This window comes from Anaerocolumna jejuensis DSM 15929 (assembly GCF_900142215.1).
GTDB lineage: Bacteria > Bacillota > Clostridia > Lachnospirales > Lachnospiraceae > Anaerocolumna > Anaerocolumna jejuensis.
Window position 1 is genome coordinate 22947 of sequence record NZ_FRAC01000043.1, and the last position, 18029, is coordinate 40975.

Genomic DNA, 18029 nt, shown 5'->3' on the forward strand with positions numbered 1-18029 from the left:
GAAAATCAAATGAAAATTTTAGGAATCATTTCTATTGTAGCGATTGCTTTTACTTTGCTTTGTGGGTTGTGGATGAAATTCGGGCCGGGGGAAAAGGACGTCAATTTTCATGCGGCACTTTCCATTGGAACAATGCTGCTATGCCTCGTTACGATTATCCTATATATGCTTAAGGTAAAAGGATAATATCGTATATCAGGCATTTTGAAAGCAGGCATTTCGAATAGCTAAGGAGACAGGAAGTTCAAAGTGCGAAGTGTTTTTTTATGCAAAAATCATTGCTGGGTGGAAGGAGCAAAAAAATGGCGACTATTATAAGAGAGGTTACATTAGCATATTTCTCCGGAACAGGTGGAACGAAAGCAGCTGTTGACTGTTTTGAAGAACAGTTTGACAAATTGGGAATAAAGGTGAAGGTCGTACCGGTGTCCTCGTATCATGCATATCAAGGTGAAAAATCAGACCTGCTGATAATTTGTTCTCCTGTATATGCTTTTCGATTGGCATCTATTGTAGAAGATTGGGTAAAAGGATTACCGGAAGTCCAAGACACTCCGGCCGCCATTATCTCAGTATCCGGCGGAGGGGAGGTTTCACCCAATACCGCTTGCCGTGTTCATTGCGGACGTCTGCTCAAAAGAAAAGGCTATCATGTGGTATACGAAAAAATGCTTGTTATGCCCTCCAATTTTGCCTCCAAAGCCGAAGAGCTGTTGAATTACAGCTTAATTAATATATTGCCCCGCAAAGTGGAACAGATAGTTTCGGACCTGTTGGCTGGAAAAAGAAATATTACATACCCCAAGTTTCAGGATAGAATTTTTGCTGGCATCGGAAAAGCAGAACACTTTGGCGCACGGGTTTTTGGGACATCGATTAAAATATCGAAGGAATGCAATCAATGCGGCTTGTGTATAAAGAATTGCCCCAAGCAAAATATTACAATGAAGCATGGCTCTCCGGCATTTGGCTTTCAATGCATATGGTGCCTGAAATGTATTTATGCGTGTCCCAGAAAAGCTCTTTCGCCTGGAATATTAAAGTTTTCTGTTTTGGATAATGGCTATGACTTGAGGGAAATGAGCGAAAAAACCCAGTTGCAGCGCCAGATCGAATACAGTGGTTCGCCCAATAGGCTTTGGCAAGGGGTAGTTGATTACTTGAATGAGGAGACTTAAGGATTGATTTTGCAAATTTAAATAAATAAGAAGGTACAGTGACAGCTTGATACTCTATTTTCCGCTATCTTTACGGAGCTTACACCTTTACTGGCAGACAAGCATATCGATACGGAAGTTAATTGCCAACTGCTTCCTGCGATAAAAGGAAACCGAAGCCTGCTGTATCAGGCATTTTTTAACCTGTTGGAAAATGCAGTAAAATATAATCGTGACAGTGGCAGGATTACGGTTATATCACTTTCGGAGAGTAATAATAACATTGGGGAAATTTTGATTTCTGATACTGGCAGCGGAATACCGTCTAATGAGCTTAATAAGATTTTTGAGCCATTTTATCGGGTAAATAAATCACGTTCCCGTAAAACAGGCGGTGCAGGACTGGGCTTGTCAGTGGTAAAGACTATTATTGAACGGCATGGCTGGAATATTTCAGTTGAAAGCATAGAAGGAAAGGGAACGACATTTATCATTCGTCTGTATTTAGCCTGATGGAAGCAGCCATCGCAAGCTTATACCAGCCTGCGGAAAGCTAATTCAGGAATAGCAGACAGGTACCAGTCTGCTATTCCTGAATCAGCCTCTCCGGGGATGGAATTATTCGTATTTTAGTACTTTATAGGAAAATCCAGCGTAGAAAAATAGTCTGCCGGCGTTTCTGCCTGCCGTATCTGCCGCAGGGAACCGTCCTGGCAGAGGAGCAGCTCAGCAGGCCGCAGCCTCCCGTTAAAATTACTGGCCTGAGAATAGGTATAGGCTCCAGCATCATGAAAAATCAGGATATCGCCCGGTTCTATAGAAGGCAGGCTCCTGCCTTCTGCAAAACGGTCTCTGTTTTCACATAAAGCCCCGGTAATGTCATAAGTGCAATTACATGCTTCGTTCTCTTTACCGGCAACGGTTATATAATGATAATCCGTATATCTGGAGGGACTCATAAAGCTGTTGGTGGAAGCATCCAGGCCAAGGAAGGTCTTATAATTTTCTTTGACGTGGAGGACGGAGGATACAAAATAACCATAAGGTCCGGTCATGAAAATACCAAATTCAATGTATAAAGGCATCGGAGTCAGACCAGCGGGCTCCAGGATATCCTCATAGGCCCTTTTGATAGCCTGGCTCACTGCTTCAATATCAGCCTGGCTGTCGCCGTCCTTATAGGGGATTCCCAAGCCTCCTGCCAGATTAATAAATTCAAATTTTAAACCGGTGCTATGATAAATATCAACCACTTTTTCAAACAGCAGCCGGGCATTTTCTTCGAAATAATCCGTTTCAGTCCTGTGGCATCCAAACTGGCTGTGTAAGCCAAAGCGTCTGACACCTTTCTTCTTTAAGCAATTTACACCTTCTATGAATTGCTCCTTAGTAAACCCGAACTTATAATCATTATAATTTAATATTGCTTTATCCCCGTATTCAATTGAGCCGCCGGGATTTAAGCGAAAGCAGATAAGCTCCGGAAGACCTGCGTGTTTTTCCAGATAATCTATATGGGAAATGTCGTCCAGATTAATAATGGCATTCAGGCTTTCAGCCTTTTTAAATTCACTGGCAGAAGTTACATTGGAGGTGAACATGATTTCTTCACCATGAAAGAGGCAGGAATCGGCTAAAATTAATTCTGTTACCGAAGCACATTCCACACCGCAATGTTCCTCCTTAAATAGCTGCATTATAAAAGGATTAGGCGTGGATTTCACAGCAAAATATTCCCGGAAGCCCGGATTCCAGGAAAAAGCTTTGTATAAACGGTGTATATTTTCCCGGATAGCTTTTTCGTCATAGAGATAGAAGGGGGTAGGATACTCGGCTATAAGTTCCTTTAAATCATGAAAGTCCAAGGGAAAAGTTTTCATAAGGGGATACACTCCTTTTCTAATTTGTGATATGGTAGTAATAAATATAAATTATACGTGAAATGGTAAATGCTGATGTTCAATCAGTATTTACCGTATTTCCAGAAGTATTGCAGTAATCTTACCGAAACCGCAGGGAAAATACAAGTATCAGAAAAGGCATCTGTACCGGTATAGAAAGAGCTGAAAACAGGAGGACAGATTCGTGTACAAATATAACAAGGTTGCCGATTCCATCAGGGAGGGAATAAACAGAGGTGAATTTAAGCCGGGTGAAAAGCTGCCTTCCATCCAGTCCTATGCTAAGGCATCGGGATATAATTCGGATACTGTTGTAAAAGCTTATAAGCTTTTGGAAGAGGAGCACCTTATTTATGCAGCTCCTAAAAGCGGATTTTATGTGGTGAAGTCTATAGACAGGGGGGGAAATGCCGGTGATGGAATTGACTTAGTTTCCGTCAGGCCTCCGGATTCAATTAACCCATATAAGGATTTTTATCACTGTATGGAGAAATCCATTTCCATCTATCGAAATAAGCTTATGGAATATGCACCATCTCAGGGAATGGTGGAATTAAGGACAGCTCTGGCCAAGCATTTAATGAATTTTCACATCTTTACAAGGCAGCAGGATATTTTCATTACCAACGGTGCCCAGCAGGCATTATATATTCTTGCCGCCATGCCCTTTCCCGGAGAACGTACGAAAGTAGTTGTGGAACAGCCGACTTATTCTGTCATGCTTCAGGTACTGAGTTGTAATAGGGTACCGGTCGTAGGGGTAAGAAGGACGAAGGAGGGTATTGATTTAAAGGAGCTGGAAGCACTTTTTAAAACAGGGGATATTAAATTCTTCTATACCATGCCAAGATTTCAGAATCCCACAGGCTTCAGCTATAACGAAAAACAAAAACGGGAAATACTACGGCTGGCCAGCCGGTATGATGTTTATATTGTAGAGGATGATTACCTGGCAGATTTAGAGCTGGAGGATAAGGCGGATTCCCTGTATGCAATGGGAGAGAAGGAGAGGGTTATATATATCCGCAGCTTTTCCAAAACATTATTACCGGGACTGCGCCTTGGAATGGCAATCATTCCGGAACCGCTGAAAAAGGAATTTCTGCTTTATAAGCAAAGCATGGATTTAAATACTCCGGTATTGACCCAGGGTGCCCTGGAAATATATCTGAAAAGCCGTATGTACAAAACCCATGTGGCAAGGACTAGAAAATTCTATAAAAATAAGATGGAAGTCTTGAAAGAGGCTTGTGAACTTGCCTTTCAAAAGGATATTGAATATCATATACCTCCCACGGGCATTTATGCCTATATTGAAACAAAGAAAGGCTTGGCAGAGAAAATAGTAAGCAGCCTGGAAAAATATAATGTGCTGGTAAACAGTATAAAAGGCTGCTGTCTGGAGGGATTTTCCGTACCGGAGGGAATACGTCTGTGTGTATGCAACTGTAGTGATGAAGAACTGGTAAAAGCAGTGAACTTAATAAAGGCAGAAATTGAGTAATCTCGCACAGGATATCATTATCCTGATAAGTTATTACAATATAAAAATGAATCTATAAATCGAAGTATAATATTTAAACCAAAGTAGGATATCAGGCTGCAAAAATCAGTGATATCTTATTTGTAGAACGCAGCAATCGAAGAAATAGGATGGTAACAGTTGATGGCAGTGAGATTATACTGGCCGTTTCTTTGAAACAGAGCTCATTTAGGCAACATTACCCTCTAAACTGAGTAAGCTTCTACATCAGATTAGAGGGGGACACAAACTTTGAGATACACCCGGTATCAGTATAAATATTGCTTTATCCATCCAATATATTCTTGCTCCCTCCGAATGGCAAGGTCGAGTATTAAAAAATGACCGTAGTTCTTAGTACGTGATATTTCATCCTTGAATAGCAGTTTCATTCGCTCCTGTAAATGGAATAATTTTGAAGCATGTAACCTATATTGCTCGGATAACATTTCTTTAATTCGTTTGTCATTTTTATTATGAATAAAATATAATTTAAGAATAAATTCATCCTTGTTTATTGGAAGTTCTCCGGTAGGCGTTTCCTCCCATTCATTTAGTACTCTTCTTCCTTTTTCTGTAACGGTATAATAAGTCTTTTCAATCTTATTTCCGAATAAACCGGTTTCGGATGCAATATATCCCTGCTCTTCCAAGCGCTTTAGTTCTAAATATATTTGACTATGTTTTGCGGACCAAAATTCACCGATTTCTGTTTCGAATAATTTTTTCAAATCATAACCCGTTTTTTTTTCGTTTTCTAGCAAGCCTATAAGAATATATTTTAATAAATTTTTTTGTGCCATATCACTCCTCCAAAAATCTGGTTGACATTTTATTTAATATAGTATAGCATAAATGTTGACAATATAATATGTAATTAATTACATGTATGTAATTTCATGATAATGGAGGAAAAGATAATGTCAGAAAAAATTTTTAAAGATTTATCAGATTTTATTGGAACACATTTTATTTACACTTATGATAATGGTTGGGAGTATGAATGGTATGCAAAGAACGATCATACTGTAGATTACAGAATCCATGGAGGAATGGTTGCCGGGCGTTGGGTTACCGATCAGGAAGCAAATATTGTGAAACTGACAGAAGGGGTATTTAAGATTACGTGGACAGAGCCTACTGGAACAGATGTAGCACTGGATTTTATGCCAAACGAAAGAAAACTGCATGGTGTGATTTTTTTCCCTAAATGGGTGCACGAACATCCGGAAATTACAGTTACATATCAGAATGAACATATAGACACTATGCTGGATGCAAGAGAGAAATACGCTACTTATCCGAAATATATTGTTCCAGAATTTGCTACAATTACGTATATTGGAGAAGCTGGTATTGATAATGCAGATGTTATTAATGAAGCACCTTATAAAGGAATGACTGATAGTATCAGAAATGGAAATTTTTATGATGAGAATTATAAACATATAAGATCTAATATATAATCGGCGTGCTGGTTCATTATATTGTGAAGTAATGCAGGTATAATAAATATACTTTAAGGCAGCTTTCAGATGCAGCGATCACTCCCATTTTAGTAAACAATTAAAATTAAGTTTACTGAAAGGGAGTATTTTCTTTGTTAAATAAGCTCTGATAGGGGATTAATAGAATTAAGAAAATTATGGAGGAATCTCTTACATAACAAAAGGTGTTATTAATTGAATGTGAAAGGATAATTACTGAAGATGGAAAAAATTAAACGTTATGTCATATTTATTATAGGAATTTTCATTAATTCGCTAGGGGTCAGCCTGATTACAAAAGCGAATTTGGGGACATCGCCGATTTCCTCCATACCTTATGTGCTAAGCTTGAATTTCCCTTTTTCACTTGGGAATTTTACTATATTCTTCAGTTTGCTATTGATTTTACTGCAGTTGCTGATATTAAGGATTAATTTTAAGCTGGAGTATATACTGCAGATTCCGGTATCAATTGTATTTGGATATTTTATTGACGTATGTATGGCTTTATTTAAATCTGTTCAACCGGAATGGTACGTAGCTAAAATTTTATGCCTCCTGGCAGGATGTATAATTCTTGGAATCGGCGTGTATATGGAAGTTCTTGCGGATGTTGTTATGCTGCCGGGAGAAGCCTTTGTAAGGGCTGTTGTATTTCAATGGAAAACAGAATTTGGTATTACAAAGGTTGCCTTTGACATTACAATGACAGTAGTAGCAGGGATATTATCATTTTGCTTTGTAAAACGCCTTTACGGTGTACGGGAAGGTACAATTGTGGCAGCAGTTCTGGTAGGGTTTATAGCAAGGTTTATAGGCAGACATTTATCATTTTTGAATCAAGTTTTATTTTCTTCTGCTGATGTTAAGCCAGAAAAGCAACAGCAAAATGCAATTTCTATTGTAATTGGCAGACAGTATGGCAGTGGTGGACATGAGATTGGAAGAGTACTAGCAGAAAGACTGTCCTTTGATTTCTATGATAAGGACATCATTCAAATGACAGCCGGTTCAACAGGTTATACGCCGAAGTACATATCCCAAAGAGAAGAAAAAATGACTAACAGTCTTATTTTTGATATGTTCAATCAAATGTATGTCTATTCCCAAGAGCATACAGCGCCGGAGGATGCTATTTTTGAAGCAGAAGCAAATGTAGTAAAAGAAGTATCACAAAAAAGTAACTGCGTTATTGTAGGCCGATGTGCTGATTATATCTTAAGAGAACACCGCGAATGCTTAAAGGTTTTTCTCTTCGCTCCTATAGAATTTCGTGTAAAAAGAATTATGAAGACAGAAGGCTTAAGTGAAAAAGAGGCAAGAAAAAAGATACAGCAGAATGATAGGCAGAGAGCAGAGCATTACCGCTATTATGCGCATCAAATTTGGGGGCTGGCTTCTAATTATCAGATATGCATTGATACCTCAGCCGGAATGGAACATACGGAAAAAATGATTTTAGAAATGCTGGAAAGCATTAAGAGAAAAGAAGGTTAGGAAAGGGCATTGTTTTTTTAGATATCGACTGCCGTGAAAATATATATTCATTTGCATTTTACTTCTTATAGATTATCATTTCTGCTCTTTCTCCACCAGTGGTTTAAGCTCTGGAAAATGTGGATTTCATGCACTTTCCGGGGCTTTTTTTCATGATTTTGACAAATAAAAAAGGTATTTCCAGTACTCATTTCTAGTGGTGCTCCAATGATAGGATTGGACAGTTTCATAAAATCACTAATAATTCTTGTATTATACACTAAATATGCATGTATTTTTTGTTAAGCTATCCTATAACAAATTTATGCTGTAAATTACATAGAGCCTCGTGGGTATTAACGAAATGATGATAATGATAGAATTTGTTATGCCAGTAAACAATATTATAGAAATTTATGTGCTATAGCTTATATTTACATATATTCCATGGATGAGCGCATTTATTGAATTTACTGCAATGAAATAATTACATTATAATGATAATGCCCATTTCAGGAGGTTAACGATGACTGATTCATTAGTAACACATGACAAAAACAATCGAAAATTAAAGAAAAATAAGAATTTGCAGGGAAAACTAATGTTTTTATACATATTACCGTTTTTGCTTATATCCTTTGCCTTTTCTTATTATCCTTTACATGGATGGATATATGCGTTCTATGATTATAGACCACCGTTGAAATTATCCCAAAGTGAATTTGTTGGGTTACAATGGTTTAAGATGCTTTTTTCTAATGCTACTCAAATGAAGCTGGTTGCTCAGGTTATGATTAATACCTTTGTTATGAGCGGATTAACACTTGCCACGGCTATTTTACCAGTATTTTTTGCTATTTTCCTAAGTGAAATTAAATGTAAATGGTTAAGAAAGTTTATTCAGACATTTACTACTGTGCCTAATTTTATAAGTTGGGTTATGGTGTATTCCGTAGCATACAGTTTGTTTTCCGGTACCGGTATGATCAATACTTTTTTAATGAAGCTTAATTTAATCTTTACACCAGTAAAATTTCTTGATAGTGATTCACACACATGGTTGGCGATGCTGTTGTGGTATACATGGAAGTCTCTTGGATGGGGGTCGATTATGTACTTGGCAGCTATTGCAGGCGTTGATCAGGAGCTTTATGAAGCAGCTAAAGTAGATGGAGCTAACCGATTTAAATTAATGAGACATATAACCTTTCCGGCGTTATTGCCAACTTTCTTTGTTATTTTAATGCTATCCGTAGCAAACTTTTTAAACAATGGTCTGGATCAGTATTATGTATTCCAAAATGCCTTTAATAAAGAACATATACAGGTTCTTGATTTATATGTCTACAATGTAGGAATGACCGGTGGAAGCCCTTCCCTTGCAACTGCAATCGGTATGTTGAAAAGTATTGTCAGTGTGACACTGCTCTTTGCGGTTAATCAGGTATCCAAAAAAGTTCGCGGCGAATCAATTATCTAGAAGGGAGTATGACAGAACTATGAAAAAGAAATCAAATTTAACAGCATCGGATATTCTTTTTAATATTGTAAACTACACTTTTTTTATAGTATTTACCTTGATATGTATCTATCCATTCTATTATTTAATCATAAATACAATCAGTGCAAATGATTTAAGTGTAAATGGAGCAATTAACTTTTGGCCTAAAAAGATACATTTTGAAAATTATATCAATGTTATGAAGATTAGAGGGCTGGGGCGAGCTGCATCGATATCTTTATTCCGAACGGTACTTGGCACGGCGGCAACTGTTTTGGCTTCTGCATTTTTAGGATTTATGTTTACCCAGCAAAGAATGTGGAAAAGGCGTCTATGGTATCGTTTTATAGTTATTACAATGTACTTTAATGCAGGTCTAATTCCTATGTATTTAACCATGAAAAGTCTTCATCTGACTGATAGTTTCTGGGTTTATATCATACCGGCAATTGTACAGCCATTTAATATCATTCTTGTAAAGACTTATGTTGAGTCCATACCGGCTTCTTTACAGGAAGCTGCTGAAATTGATGGTGCAGGAATCCTTACCATATTCAGAAGAATAATATTACCGACCAGTAAACCGATTCTGGCAACCATTGCTATTTTTTCAGCAGTGGGGCAATGGAATTCATTTTATGATACATTAATTTATATTACTAATCAGAAATTATATTCATTGCAATATTTATTATACACCTATATTAACCAAGCTAACTCGTTAAAGGCTTTAATTAATAATAATGCTGGTACTGGCGGTAATATTATGGCATTAGCTACACAGCAGACACCCACTTCCGTACGGATGACGGTTACGGTAATTGTATGTATTCCAATCCTGTGTGTTTATCCGGTATTCCAGAGATACTTTGTGAAAGGTATTATGATTGGATCGGTAAAAGGGTAACTTGCAGTTTTAGTGAGGGCAAAACAAAATAAATTTTTATTTTGCTAATATAATAAATCTTTATTAGGAGGAAAAGGTATGAAGAAAAAAATACTAAGTGTACTATTATGTATCGTATTGGTAACAAGTATGTTAACAGGCTGTAAAAAGGCCAATGATTCCGAAAAAAGCAGTGCACCGGGAGCTGCTCAAGCAAGTGGGGGAAATTCAAGTAATGCGGCTGCAACGGGAGCAGTAAAATATCCTAAGTTAATTACGGTTGATGTATTTGATGGACTGGCAAATTATCAGGGGATTCAGTCCGGTTGGTTTGCTAAGATTGTAAAGGATAAGTTCAATATGGAACTTAATTTAATTGCTCCAAATGTTGCAGGAGGCGGGGATACTTTATACCAGACCCGTTCAGCGGCCGGAAATCTTGGTGACTTAATTATCTATGGAGCTGACGGCGGTAGAATGCAGGATATGGTAACTGCCGGATTATTGACAGATATAAAGGATTTAATTGCAGACAAGAAAAATTTGAAAAAATATCAATCAGGTATTGATTCCTTGAATTCCCTGGTTGAAGGCGATGGTGTTTATGGCATTCCTTCCGCTGTATCGGAACAGCCGGCTACCAATCCCTCCGAAGGTCTGGATCCTACTTTTGGACCTTATATACGATGGGATGCTTATAAAGCAGTAGGGTATCCACAGATGAAAACAATAGAAGATATGCTTCCGGTATTAAAATCCATGTGTGATGCTGTTCCGACCAGCGATACCGGTAAGAAAACCTATGCGTTTTCCTTGTTTAAAGATTGGGATGGAAATATGATGGTGCTGGCAAAGCAACCTACTTGCTTTTATGGATATGACGAAATGGGGTTTGTTTTAGCAAAAGCCGACGGTTCTGATTATCAGAGCATCATAGACAGTGATTCCATGTATGTTAGAATGTTAAAATTATATTATGAAGCGAACAAAATGGGAATAATGGATCCTGAATCCACATCACAGAATTATGATACCTTATATACAAAATATCAGGACGGGCAAATTCTATTTTCTCCTTGGCCGTGGCTGGGTCAGGCTGCTTTTAATACTCCTAAAAATAAGGCAGCAGGCAAAGGGTTTATGCTTGCTTCAATCGATGATATGAAAGATCTGTCTGTTGGTTGTACGCCTAATGGCACAAGAGCAATGATTGCTATTGGAAGCGGTGCGAAAGACAAAGAAAGGCTTGCAGATTTTATCGATTGGTTATATTCACCGGAAGGAATTAAGAGTACTTCGGCACAGGGAAGTGCATCCAGCGGACCGGAAGGATTAACATGGGAAATGAAGGATGGCAAGCCGGAATTGACATATTTTGGTTATGAAGCATTCTATGGCGGCGGAAATACTCAAGTTCCTGAGGAATGGGGCGGAGGTATCTGGAAAGACGGCGTATCAGCTTTAAACTTTACAACCGTTATACCAAGCGATGTTAATCCGGAGACTGGCTTCCCTTATAATTATACTTTATGGGATTCTGTCATTAAAAGAAATACGACACCTCTGGATGAGGACTGGCAGGCAAAAATGGGAGCAAAAACAACAATTGAATATCTTCAGAAAAATAACCAATTAATAGTTGCACCGGGTGCTTCTTATATTACGCCTACGGAAGACTCTGAAATTACAACCCTTAGAGGTCAATGCAGATCTATAATTATTGAAAATTCCTGGAAGATGGTATTTGCTGAAAATGATACAGAATTTAACAGTTTATTGAAAGAAATGCAGGATACCGTAATTGGTCTTGGTTATGATAAGGTATTAGCTGTTGATAAGAAAAATGCAAAAGACCAAAATGATGCAAGGGTAGCAGCGGCTAAAGCAAAATAATCTCAATTACATAAGGATTGTTTAAAATAAACTTCCCATTTTAGGAATATTCCTAATTTGGGAAGTTTATTCTAATTACTATAAAAATTGCTTCTTTTGCGGAATTCTGCAGGAGTTTCACCCACATATTTCTTGAATTTTTTATGAAAATAATCAACGTTTTTATAACCAGATTTTTCTGCTACTTCATAAACCTTTAGATTTTCTTGGAGCAAAAGCTGTTTCGATTTCTCTATTCGGACATGGTCAAGATATGTATTGAAATTACAATCAAATTTTTTACTGAAAATTTTACCAAAATAAGAGCAATTGTAACCAAATAGTGGTGCAATGTTTTCTATTCTTAAGTTGTTATGACAATTAATGTGAATGTAATTAATGATATCATCCCAAATACGTCCATTTGAAGAATCACCAACAGAATTCAGTATCAGATCAAATTGTTCTGAGAAAAACTGAATAATTTCATATAAGTAATATCTGTTATTAATATAGTTAATAACTAATGAATTTGTTGGAAATGGTATATCTACTGTTCTGTATATACGTTGGATTGTCTGTTTGACCTGCAGATAGATATCCGCTAAAAATATTTTAATTTCAGAGATATCCGATTGGGTGTGGAATAAATTTTTTTCCAAGTCTGACAGGGCATCTACCAGAGCATTACGGTTATTACTTTGAAAGCAATAACAAAAGATATCACAATACTTTTTGGTCTCCTCAGGAGTAATCCTATAAATAGTGACATTAAAGTCAGGAGACTGTTCGAAACCAATAGTATGTTGGTTTGGCTCGCAGAAGAAACGGCGGTCCAGCAAATTTAAAGCATCTTTATAAGAAAAATGGATATCTTCCGGTTTATAAACTAAACGGCCATAAGAGATAAACAATGAGTCCAAAGGAGAGCCCTTCTGTGGTTTATCTTCATAATGCTTAAGGATATTTTTAAACCGTTTTAAAGCAAAATCTCCTTTTAGCAGAATTACATCCATTTGATGAACATTAGCATATTCAAATGAAGTATTTCCCTGATTCGATACTTTTAAGAGATCCGCGAAACTGTAGGTCAGTTTATGGGTTTCTTGACTGTAATTTTTATAGATAATAACCTGATAGACGGAGGCGGTCAGATTGATTTCATCCAGGTCAATATTATCCATTATACTGTTATTTAATAAAATGTCTCGTAATATGGTAAGTTTAGCTTTCTCACGATATTGGTTTATTCTATTAGAATTTAGCTGCTCAAGCAGTAGCGAATTTTTTACCTCATTTACTGCCTGATATAACTCATCTTCATCAATAGGCTTGATTAAGTAAGAATCAACACTATAGTGTATGGCTGTCTGAGCATATTTAAAATCTGAGTAACCGCTAAGTATGATGAAATGTCCGTTATAATTCTGCTCTCGTGTTAATTGAACTATCTCAGTACCCAAAAGATTTGGCATCCGTATGTCCAATAAAACCAAATCCGGTTTTATTTCTATAATTTTTTTCAGTGCTTCATCTCCATCACTTGCTTCCCCGCAAATGGAAAACCCCAACTTATTCCAATCCACGACGAATTTGAGACCCTCTCGTATTATTTCTTCATCGTCAGCTATAAGAACATTCAACATCATTTATTCCTCCATTGTAACGTGCAGGGGAAGAGTCAAAGTTACACATGTACCTTCCATGGGATGGCTTTTTATCTCTAACCCATAAGCTTCACCGTAAAATAATTTGATTCGCTGACTTATATTATAAAGGCCAATGCTCATATTGGGTTTATGTACAGGAATACGGATATATTCCTTTAACTCTTCAAGTTTTTCTTTTGTCATTCCAAAACCGTTATCCTTAATATTTATAATCAGAAGTTCATCATCCCGTGTTTGTACTTCGATATCAATATGACCTTCATATTTTGCTCGTTCAAGTCCGTGAAGGATAGAATTTTCTACTATTGGCTGTAAAAGTAGGGGTAATATCTCATATTCTTCCGGGTTCAGAAAATCAGGAACATGCAATTGATAATTAACCCTGTCTTTATAGCGTAGTTTTTGTATTGATAGATATATGGATATATAATCCAATTCCTTTTGCAAACTGGTGGAAGAGATTCCGGTATTTTCTAATACATAATGCATTGACTTACCCAATAATTTTATAGCTTTTGCAACATCGAGATTTCCCTCCATTAGAGCTTTCATCCGTATTGTTTCAAGGGTATTATATAGAAAATGTGGATTGATCTGGCTGGCAAGCATTTTAAACTCCATTTTTTGCTGCTGATTTTTTAGGACCTGTTTCTGGATTTTCTCTTCGTACATTTGGGAATCCATTAGCTTAATACTGTGTATCATTATTTTAAGGTCTGAAAAAACTTCTGTAAGTTCATCATTTCCGTTAAAATTATCAATAATATCATAATCTCCCTTACTCGCTTTATGCATCTCTCGTCGCAATGTAATGATGCGGGTGCTGAAGCGCTGATTGAATAAAGCGAACAATATGTACGGAATAATAGCTCCAAGCAGTATAATTAAAGCAATAGTGAATAAGATTCTTGCGGTATCAGGAAAGGCATTGAAATTTATTGTAAGAATATATATTTTATCTTTGGAGTGATAAGGAACCAGTGTAGAAATCTGTGCAATATTCTTTTTACTTTCATAACTTAACTGACCGGAGTACTTATACATCGGTTTACAGTAATCAATGGGTACAGGAAGAAGATTACCTGACTGCCTACGCTCGGTACTAAAGAATACCGGGTCTTGATTTACAGCTATAGTATTGGAGAGGGAATTGTTTTGAATTCTATTTTTTAAATATATATTACTAATTCTGATGACTAATACAGCGTATTCTCCGGTAGAAATAATGGGAATACGCCGTAACAAACACAGTTCCTGGGTTGCATTACCCCAAGAATCTTTTGAGGGCAGACTTCTCCATATTACGTCGGCATATTTGGTTGCGGCAATATACCAATCGGAAACCAAGATATCACTGGTTGTCGGTTTGATTGAAGCGTAGCTGACGATTGTAGGGTTGGTAGTATAAAGATCGATAGAAGAAATAAAGGTGTTTTTTGCAATGTAGTCACTTATATACTTATAATATGAGCTGCATTTTTTATAGGAATCATGCTCATCAGCATAACGGGTTTCCAAAAAAAACTGAAGCTTTTTATCCATAAAAATATCATCAGAAATATTGTTTACCGTAGTGGTAACATCGAACATAATTGATTTTACTCTGGTGTTATCGGATTCTACCAGTGTCTGATAATGCTCTATAAGAAGTTGTCTTGAACTGATAAGCAAAGTAATTCCAATTATCAGAATCGGAAGCAGGAGAGTAAGTAAATATATCAGATTTAATTGCTTTTTTACATTCATATAACGAAACAATCTTTTTATCGTTAGTAGAAACTTCATGATTTTTATACCTTTCAAAAAATATATATAAATAGTTGAACAGAGTATAAGCTTATCTTTTTTCAATTCGAAACTGGTAAGGAGACTGATGGCTGTTTTTCTTGAATATTTTACTGAAATAATTACCGCAGGAAAAACCACATTTTACAGCAATCTCATTTATGGATAAATTGGTATTTGTCAATAATTGCATTGCATTCTCCATTCTGATATTAGTGAGATACTTAATTGGATTCGTACCTGTTTCTTTTGTAAATTCTCTTGTAAAATGGCTCAATGAAATCCCCAATTTGTCCGCCAGATTTTTTATGCTATCAATATCAGCAAATTCGTTTTCCATAAATTCTATTGCAAATCTTGTTTTTAACGAATATGCATCTTGATTATAGGCCAGAGTTCTGCATAAAAGAGACAGAAAGTGAAAGACAATCTCGCTTCCGACAAAGGGAGGTATCTTCATACCATTAAGTAAATCATTGTGTAGTTTAAGAAGATATTGCAATACGTTACTATTCGGATCAAGTTTCAAGATTTTTCCTGTTTTTTGAATAATCTTATCAAAATAAGGCTTTACGGCTGTTCCTTCAAAATGAATATAGAGAAGCTGCCAGCCATCTTCATTCAAATTATCAGGACAGAAATATTTTTCATCATCAGGAATTTTTATAAAGAAGGCTTGACCAGGTTCAATCTGATAAACCTGATGGTTTATTTCAAACATTCCATGTCCTTTTAGGGTATATTGGAATAAGTAGCCTTGCATATTTCTATCGTTATTATCAAAATAGTAGTCAGACGTATTTCTGTATTCAATACCCATATCCTTCAGCTCAAAAGGTGGCTCGGTAAACTCATCAAAGGATGCAAAATAGAAAGTTTTAAATTGGTAAGACATCAAAAAAACACCTCTTTTATCAAATTAACATTCTTGAGTAAAATCTAATTCCTTAATATACTAGATATATGATACCACAGAAAGCAATATTTGTATAATCAAAATATTATTAAATATACTGTTATTACTCAAACGTGGTGTATGATATAGCTTTTAAGTATTAATAGAAAGGAGAAAGAATTTTTTAAATAAAAAAGAAAAAATAGCAGTTAAATATTAGGAGGTATAAAAATGAAATACAGTAATCCTGTGATAAAAGGATTTTATCCTGATCCCAGCGTATGTAAGGTTGGGGATACATATTATCTTGTGTGTAGTTCTTTTCAGTATTTTCCAGGTGTTCCTCTTTTTGAAAGTAAGGATCTTATTAACTGGAAACAAATCGGGCATTGTCTTACAAGAGAGAGTCAGATTCATCTTGAAGGTATCAATAGTTCAGGCGGAGTTTTTGCGCCTACGATACGGTATAATAACGGGAAGTTCTATATGACTACTACTAATGATACCACCCATCAGAATTTTTATGTATGGACGGATGATATTTATGGTGAATGGTCAGAGCCAATTTTTGTAGAGCAGGGCGGGATTGATCCTTCTTTCTATTTTGAATCTGACAAGGCATATTTTATGAGTAATGGTTCAGATGATAATGGAATTTCAGGTATTGTTCAATGTGAAATTGACATTGAAACCGGAAAAAAGCTTACCTTGAGCCAAACTATCTGGCAGGGCTCCGGTGGACGTTATCTTGAAAGTCCCCACTTGTATAAAATAAACGAAGAATATTATTTAATGGCAGCAGAAGGCGGCACTGAATATGGTCATATGGTAACATATGCTCGCGGTTTATCCCCTTATGGTACTTTTGAAGCATATCCTCATAACCCTGTTTTAACAAACCGGAATTTAGGAGGTTATGAAATACAAGGAGTAGGTCATGGTGATCTCATTCAGGACAACAAAGGAAATTGGTGGATGATTCATCTTGGATTCCGTCAAATAGGGCGCTGGGCTACATATCATCATCTTGGACGTGAAGTTTTCCTTACACCGGTAACATTTAATGAGAATGGCTGGTTTACAGCAGGTAATAATGGAACAACAGTAAAAAGTTTTAATATGGACTACACGAATGACAGTACTGTTCAGCAAGAGAAAAAGAGCTATACCTTTGGAAATACAGAATGGAAAAAGGAGTGGTGTTATTTACGTCACCCTAATATTGATAACTATGACTTAAAAAAAGATAAAGTAATACTGAAAGGAACTGAAGTTTCGCTTGATCAAACCGCCTCTCCGACCTTTATAGGAATTCGTCAAAAAGACTTCTATGGGTGCGTATCCTGTGATGTAAGTGTTAATGATTGTGAAGCGGGCATAACATTGTATATGGATGAAAATCATCATTACGATTTTGCAATACGCCAAACAGGTAATTTGTTTGAAGTAATTGAGCGCCTTAATATCGGAGATATAAAATCGATAGAGCAAATGTTGCCATTAAAAAATGAAAATAAAGCCACACTAGTATATCATAAATTAAATAAGTACCATATATAATAATGTTTTGATATGTGTTATAATATATTCGTCAAATTTAAAGGATTGGTGAATATGAAGCAGACCTTTTTACCTTTGTCTGATGAAGACAAAACATATCTTAAATCATTATCAAAAACAAGAACTATTCAAGCTCAGGTTGTCGACCGTGCAAGAATTTTATTATATAAAGCTGATGGTATTTCTTTTGATGAAATAGCCACCAGACTAAACATAAGTAAACGTACTGTGCGTCTCTGTATCTCAAAATACTATGACGGTGGAATTGATGCAGCACTATTTGATGCTGCTCGTTCTGGAAGACCTTCTGAAATATC

At 36.4% G+C, this 18029-nt stretch carries 16 protein-coding genes; 11 read left to right on the forward strand and 5 right to left on the reverse strand.

What is annotated here, in order from left to right; translation table 11 throughout:
- Window positions 1–9 precede the first annotated feature (9 nt).
- The 3 genes from BUB77_RS30190 (at window position 10) to BUB77_RS27190 (ending at window position 1670) form a co-directional block, all read left to right on the forward strand.
- Window positions 10–186 (forward strand): hypothetical protein, encoded by a 177-nt coding sequence (locus tag BUB77_RS30190; protein WP_170866769.1) that lies wholly within the window; start codon window positions 10–12, stop codon window positions 184–186.
- Between the two features lie 116 nt (window positions 187–302).
- Window positions 303–1178 (forward strand): EFR1 family ferrodoxin, encoded by an 876-nt coding sequence (locus BUB77_RS27185; protein WP_073280325.1) that lies wholly within the window; start codon window positions 303–305, stop codon window positions 1176–1178.
- Window positions 1179–1340: 162 nt separating this feature from the next.
- Window positions 1341–1670, forward strand: a complete 330-nt coding sequence (locus BUB77_RS27190) for a sensor histidine kinase (RefSeq protein ID WP_278277759.1) — start codon at window positions 1341–1343, stop codon at window positions 1668–1670.
- 116 nt (window positions 1671–1786) lie between these two features.
- Here BUB77_RS27190 and BUB77_RS27195 read toward each other — a convergent pair whose 3' ends face one another.
- Entirely contained in the window at window positions 1787–3037 is a 1251-nt protein-coding gene (locus tag BUB77_RS27195; protein ID WP_073280327.1) for a diaminopimelate decarboxylase family protein, read from the reverse strand.
- Window positions 3038–3242: 205 nt separating this feature from the next.
- Here BUB77_RS27195 and BUB77_RS27200 point away from each other — a divergent pair, with 205 nt between their 5' ends.
- On the forward strand, window positions 3243–4562 hold the full coding sequence (locus BUB77_RS27200; protein WP_073280328.1) for an aminotransferase-like domain-containing protein: 1320 nt from the start codon (window positions 3243–3245) through the stop codon (window positions 4560–4562).
- 287 nt (window positions 4563–4849) lie between these two features.
- Here BUB77_RS27200 and BUB77_RS27205 read toward each other — a convergent pair whose 3' ends face one another.
- On the reverse strand, window positions 4850–5383 hold the full coding sequence (locus BUB77_RS27205; RefSeq protein WP_073280329.1) for a PadR family transcriptional regulator: 534 nt from the start codon (window positions 5381–5383) through the stop codon (window positions 4850–4852).
- A 117-nt stretch (window positions 5384–5500) separates the two neighbouring features.
- Here BUB77_RS27205 and BUB77_RS27210 point away from each other — a divergent pair, with 117 nt between their 5' ends.
- The 5 genes from BUB77_RS27210 (at window position 5501) to BUB77_RS27230 (ending at window position 11823) form a co-directional block, all read left to right on the forward strand.
- Window positions 5501–6046: a phenolic acid decarboxylase gene (locus tag BUB77_RS27210; protein WP_073280330.1), complete on the forward strand. Its 546-nt coding sequence runs from the start codon at window positions 5501–5503 to the stop codon at window positions 6044–6046.
- Window positions 6047–6289: 243 nt separating this feature from the next.
- Window positions 6290–7564, forward strand: a complete 1275-nt coding sequence (locus BUB77_RS27215; RefSeq protein WP_073280331.1) for a cytidylate kinase family protein — start codon at window positions 6290–6292, stop codon at window positions 7562–7564.
- Between the two features lie 505 nt (window positions 7565–8069).
- Complete coding sequence (locus tag BUB77_RS27220) at window positions 8070–9023, forward strand: ABC transporter permease subunit (protein WP_073280332.1); 954 nt, start codon at window positions 8070–8072, stop codon at window positions 9021–9023.
- Window positions 9024–9042: 19 nt separating this feature from the next.
- Window positions 9043–9951 carry a carbohydrate ABC transporter permease gene (locus BUB77_RS27225; protein WP_073280333.1) on the forward strand — a complete coding sequence of 303 codons (909 nt, stop codon included), beginning with the start codon at window positions 9043–9045 and terminating at the stop codon, window positions 9949–9951.
- 78 nt (window positions 9952–10029) lie between these two features.
- A complete protein-coding gene (locus BUB77_RS27230; RefSeq protein ID WP_084124804.1) occupies window positions 10030–11823 on the forward strand; it encodes a type 2 periplasmic-binding domain-containing protein in 1794 nt (597 codons plus the stop codon).
- Between the two features lie 71 nt (window positions 11824–11894).
- Here BUB77_RS27230 and BUB77_RS27235 read toward each other — a convergent pair whose 3' ends face one another.
- From BUB77_RS27235 to BUB77_RS27245, 3 genes are all read right to left on the reverse strand, one after another.
- Window positions 11895–13451, reverse strand: a complete 1557-nt coding sequence (locus BUB77_RS27235; RefSeq protein ID WP_242962598.1) for a response regulator transcription factor — start codon at window positions 13449–13451, stop codon at window positions 11895–11897.
- Window positions 13452–15014 carry a sensor histidine kinase gene (locus tag BUB77_RS27240; protein WP_170866770.1) on the reverse strand — a complete coding sequence of 521 codons (1563 nt, stop codon included), beginning with the start codon at window positions 15012–15014 and terminating at the stop codon, window positions 13452–13454. It lies immediately after the preceding gene.
- A 295-nt stretch (window positions 15015–15309) separates the two neighbouring features.
- The gene (locus BUB77_RS27245; RefSeq protein WP_170866771.1) at window positions 15310–16077 is read right to left on the reverse strand and encodes a helix-turn-helix transcriptional regulator; all 768 of its coding nucleotides are present in this window, start codon (window positions 16075–16077) and stop codon (window positions 15310–15312) included.
- A gap of 306 nt (window positions 16078–16383) precedes the next feature.
- On the opposite strand from BUB77_RS27245, the gene BUB77_RS27250 reads away from it, so the two are divergent.
- Window positions 16384–17712 (forward strand): glycoside hydrolase family 43 protein, encoded by a 1329-nt coding sequence (locus BUB77_RS27250; protein WP_084124806.1) that lies wholly within the window; start codon window positions 16384–16386, stop codon window positions 17710–17712.
- Between the two features lie 54 nt (window positions 17713–17766).
- The coding region (locus BUB77_RS27255; protein ID WP_139241341.1) for a helix-turn-helix domain-containing protein at window positions 17767–18029 on the forward strand (263 nt) is incomplete at its 3' end.

Bases quoted from the DNA above. Each gene is read 5' to 3' on its own strand.
- BUB77_RS30190 (WP_170866769.1), top strand. From the start codon at position 10: ATGAAAATTTTAGGAATCATTTCTATTGTAGCGATTGCTTTTACTTTG.
- BUB77_RS27185 (WP_073280325.1), top strand. From the start codon at position 303: ATGGCGACTATTATAAGAGAGGTTACATTAGCATATTTCTCCGGAACA.
- BUB77_RS27195 (WP_073280327.1), bottom strand. From the start codon at position 3,037: ATGAAAACTTTTCCCTTGGACTTTCATGATTTAAAGGAACTTATAGCC.
- BUB77_RS27205 (WP_073280329.1), bottom strand. From the start codon at position 5,383: ATGGCACAAAAAAATTTATTAAAATATATTCTTATAGGCTTGCTAGAA.
- BUB77_RS27210 (WP_073280330.1), top strand. From the start codon at position 5,501: ATGTCAGAAAAAATTTTTAAAGATTTATCAGATTTTATTGGAACACAT.
- BUB77_RS27215 (WP_073280331.1), top strand. From the start codon at position 6,290: ATGGAAAAAATTAAACGTTATGTCATATTTATTATAGGAATTTTCATT.
- BUB77_RS27220 (WP_073280332.1), top strand. From the start codon at position 8,070: ATGACTGATTCATTAGTAACACATGACAAAAACAATCGAAAATTAAAG.
- BUB77_RS27225 (WP_073280333.1), top strand. From the start codon at position 9,043: ATGAAAAAGAAATCAAATTTAACAGCATCGGATATTCTTTTTAATATT.
- BUB77_RS27230 (WP_084124804.1), top strand. From the start codon at position 10,030: ATGAAGAAAAAAATACTAAGTGTACTATTATGTATCGTATTGGTAACA.
- BUB77_RS27235 (WP_242962598.1), bottom strand. From the start codon at position 13,451: ATGATGTTGAATGTTCTTATAGCTGACGATGAAGAAATAATACGAGAG.
- BUB77_RS27240 (WP_170866770.1), bottom strand. From the start codon at position 15,014: ATGGATAAAAAGCTTCAGTTTTTTTTGGAAACCCGTTATGCTGATGAG.
- BUB77_RS27245 (WP_170866771.1), bottom strand. From the start codon at position 16,077: ATGGGTATTGAATACAGAAATACGTCTGACTACTATTTTGATAATAAC.
- BUB77_RS27250 (WP_084124806.1), top strand. From the start codon at position 16,384: ATGAAATACAGTAATCCTGTGATAAAAGGATTTTATCCTGATCCCAGC.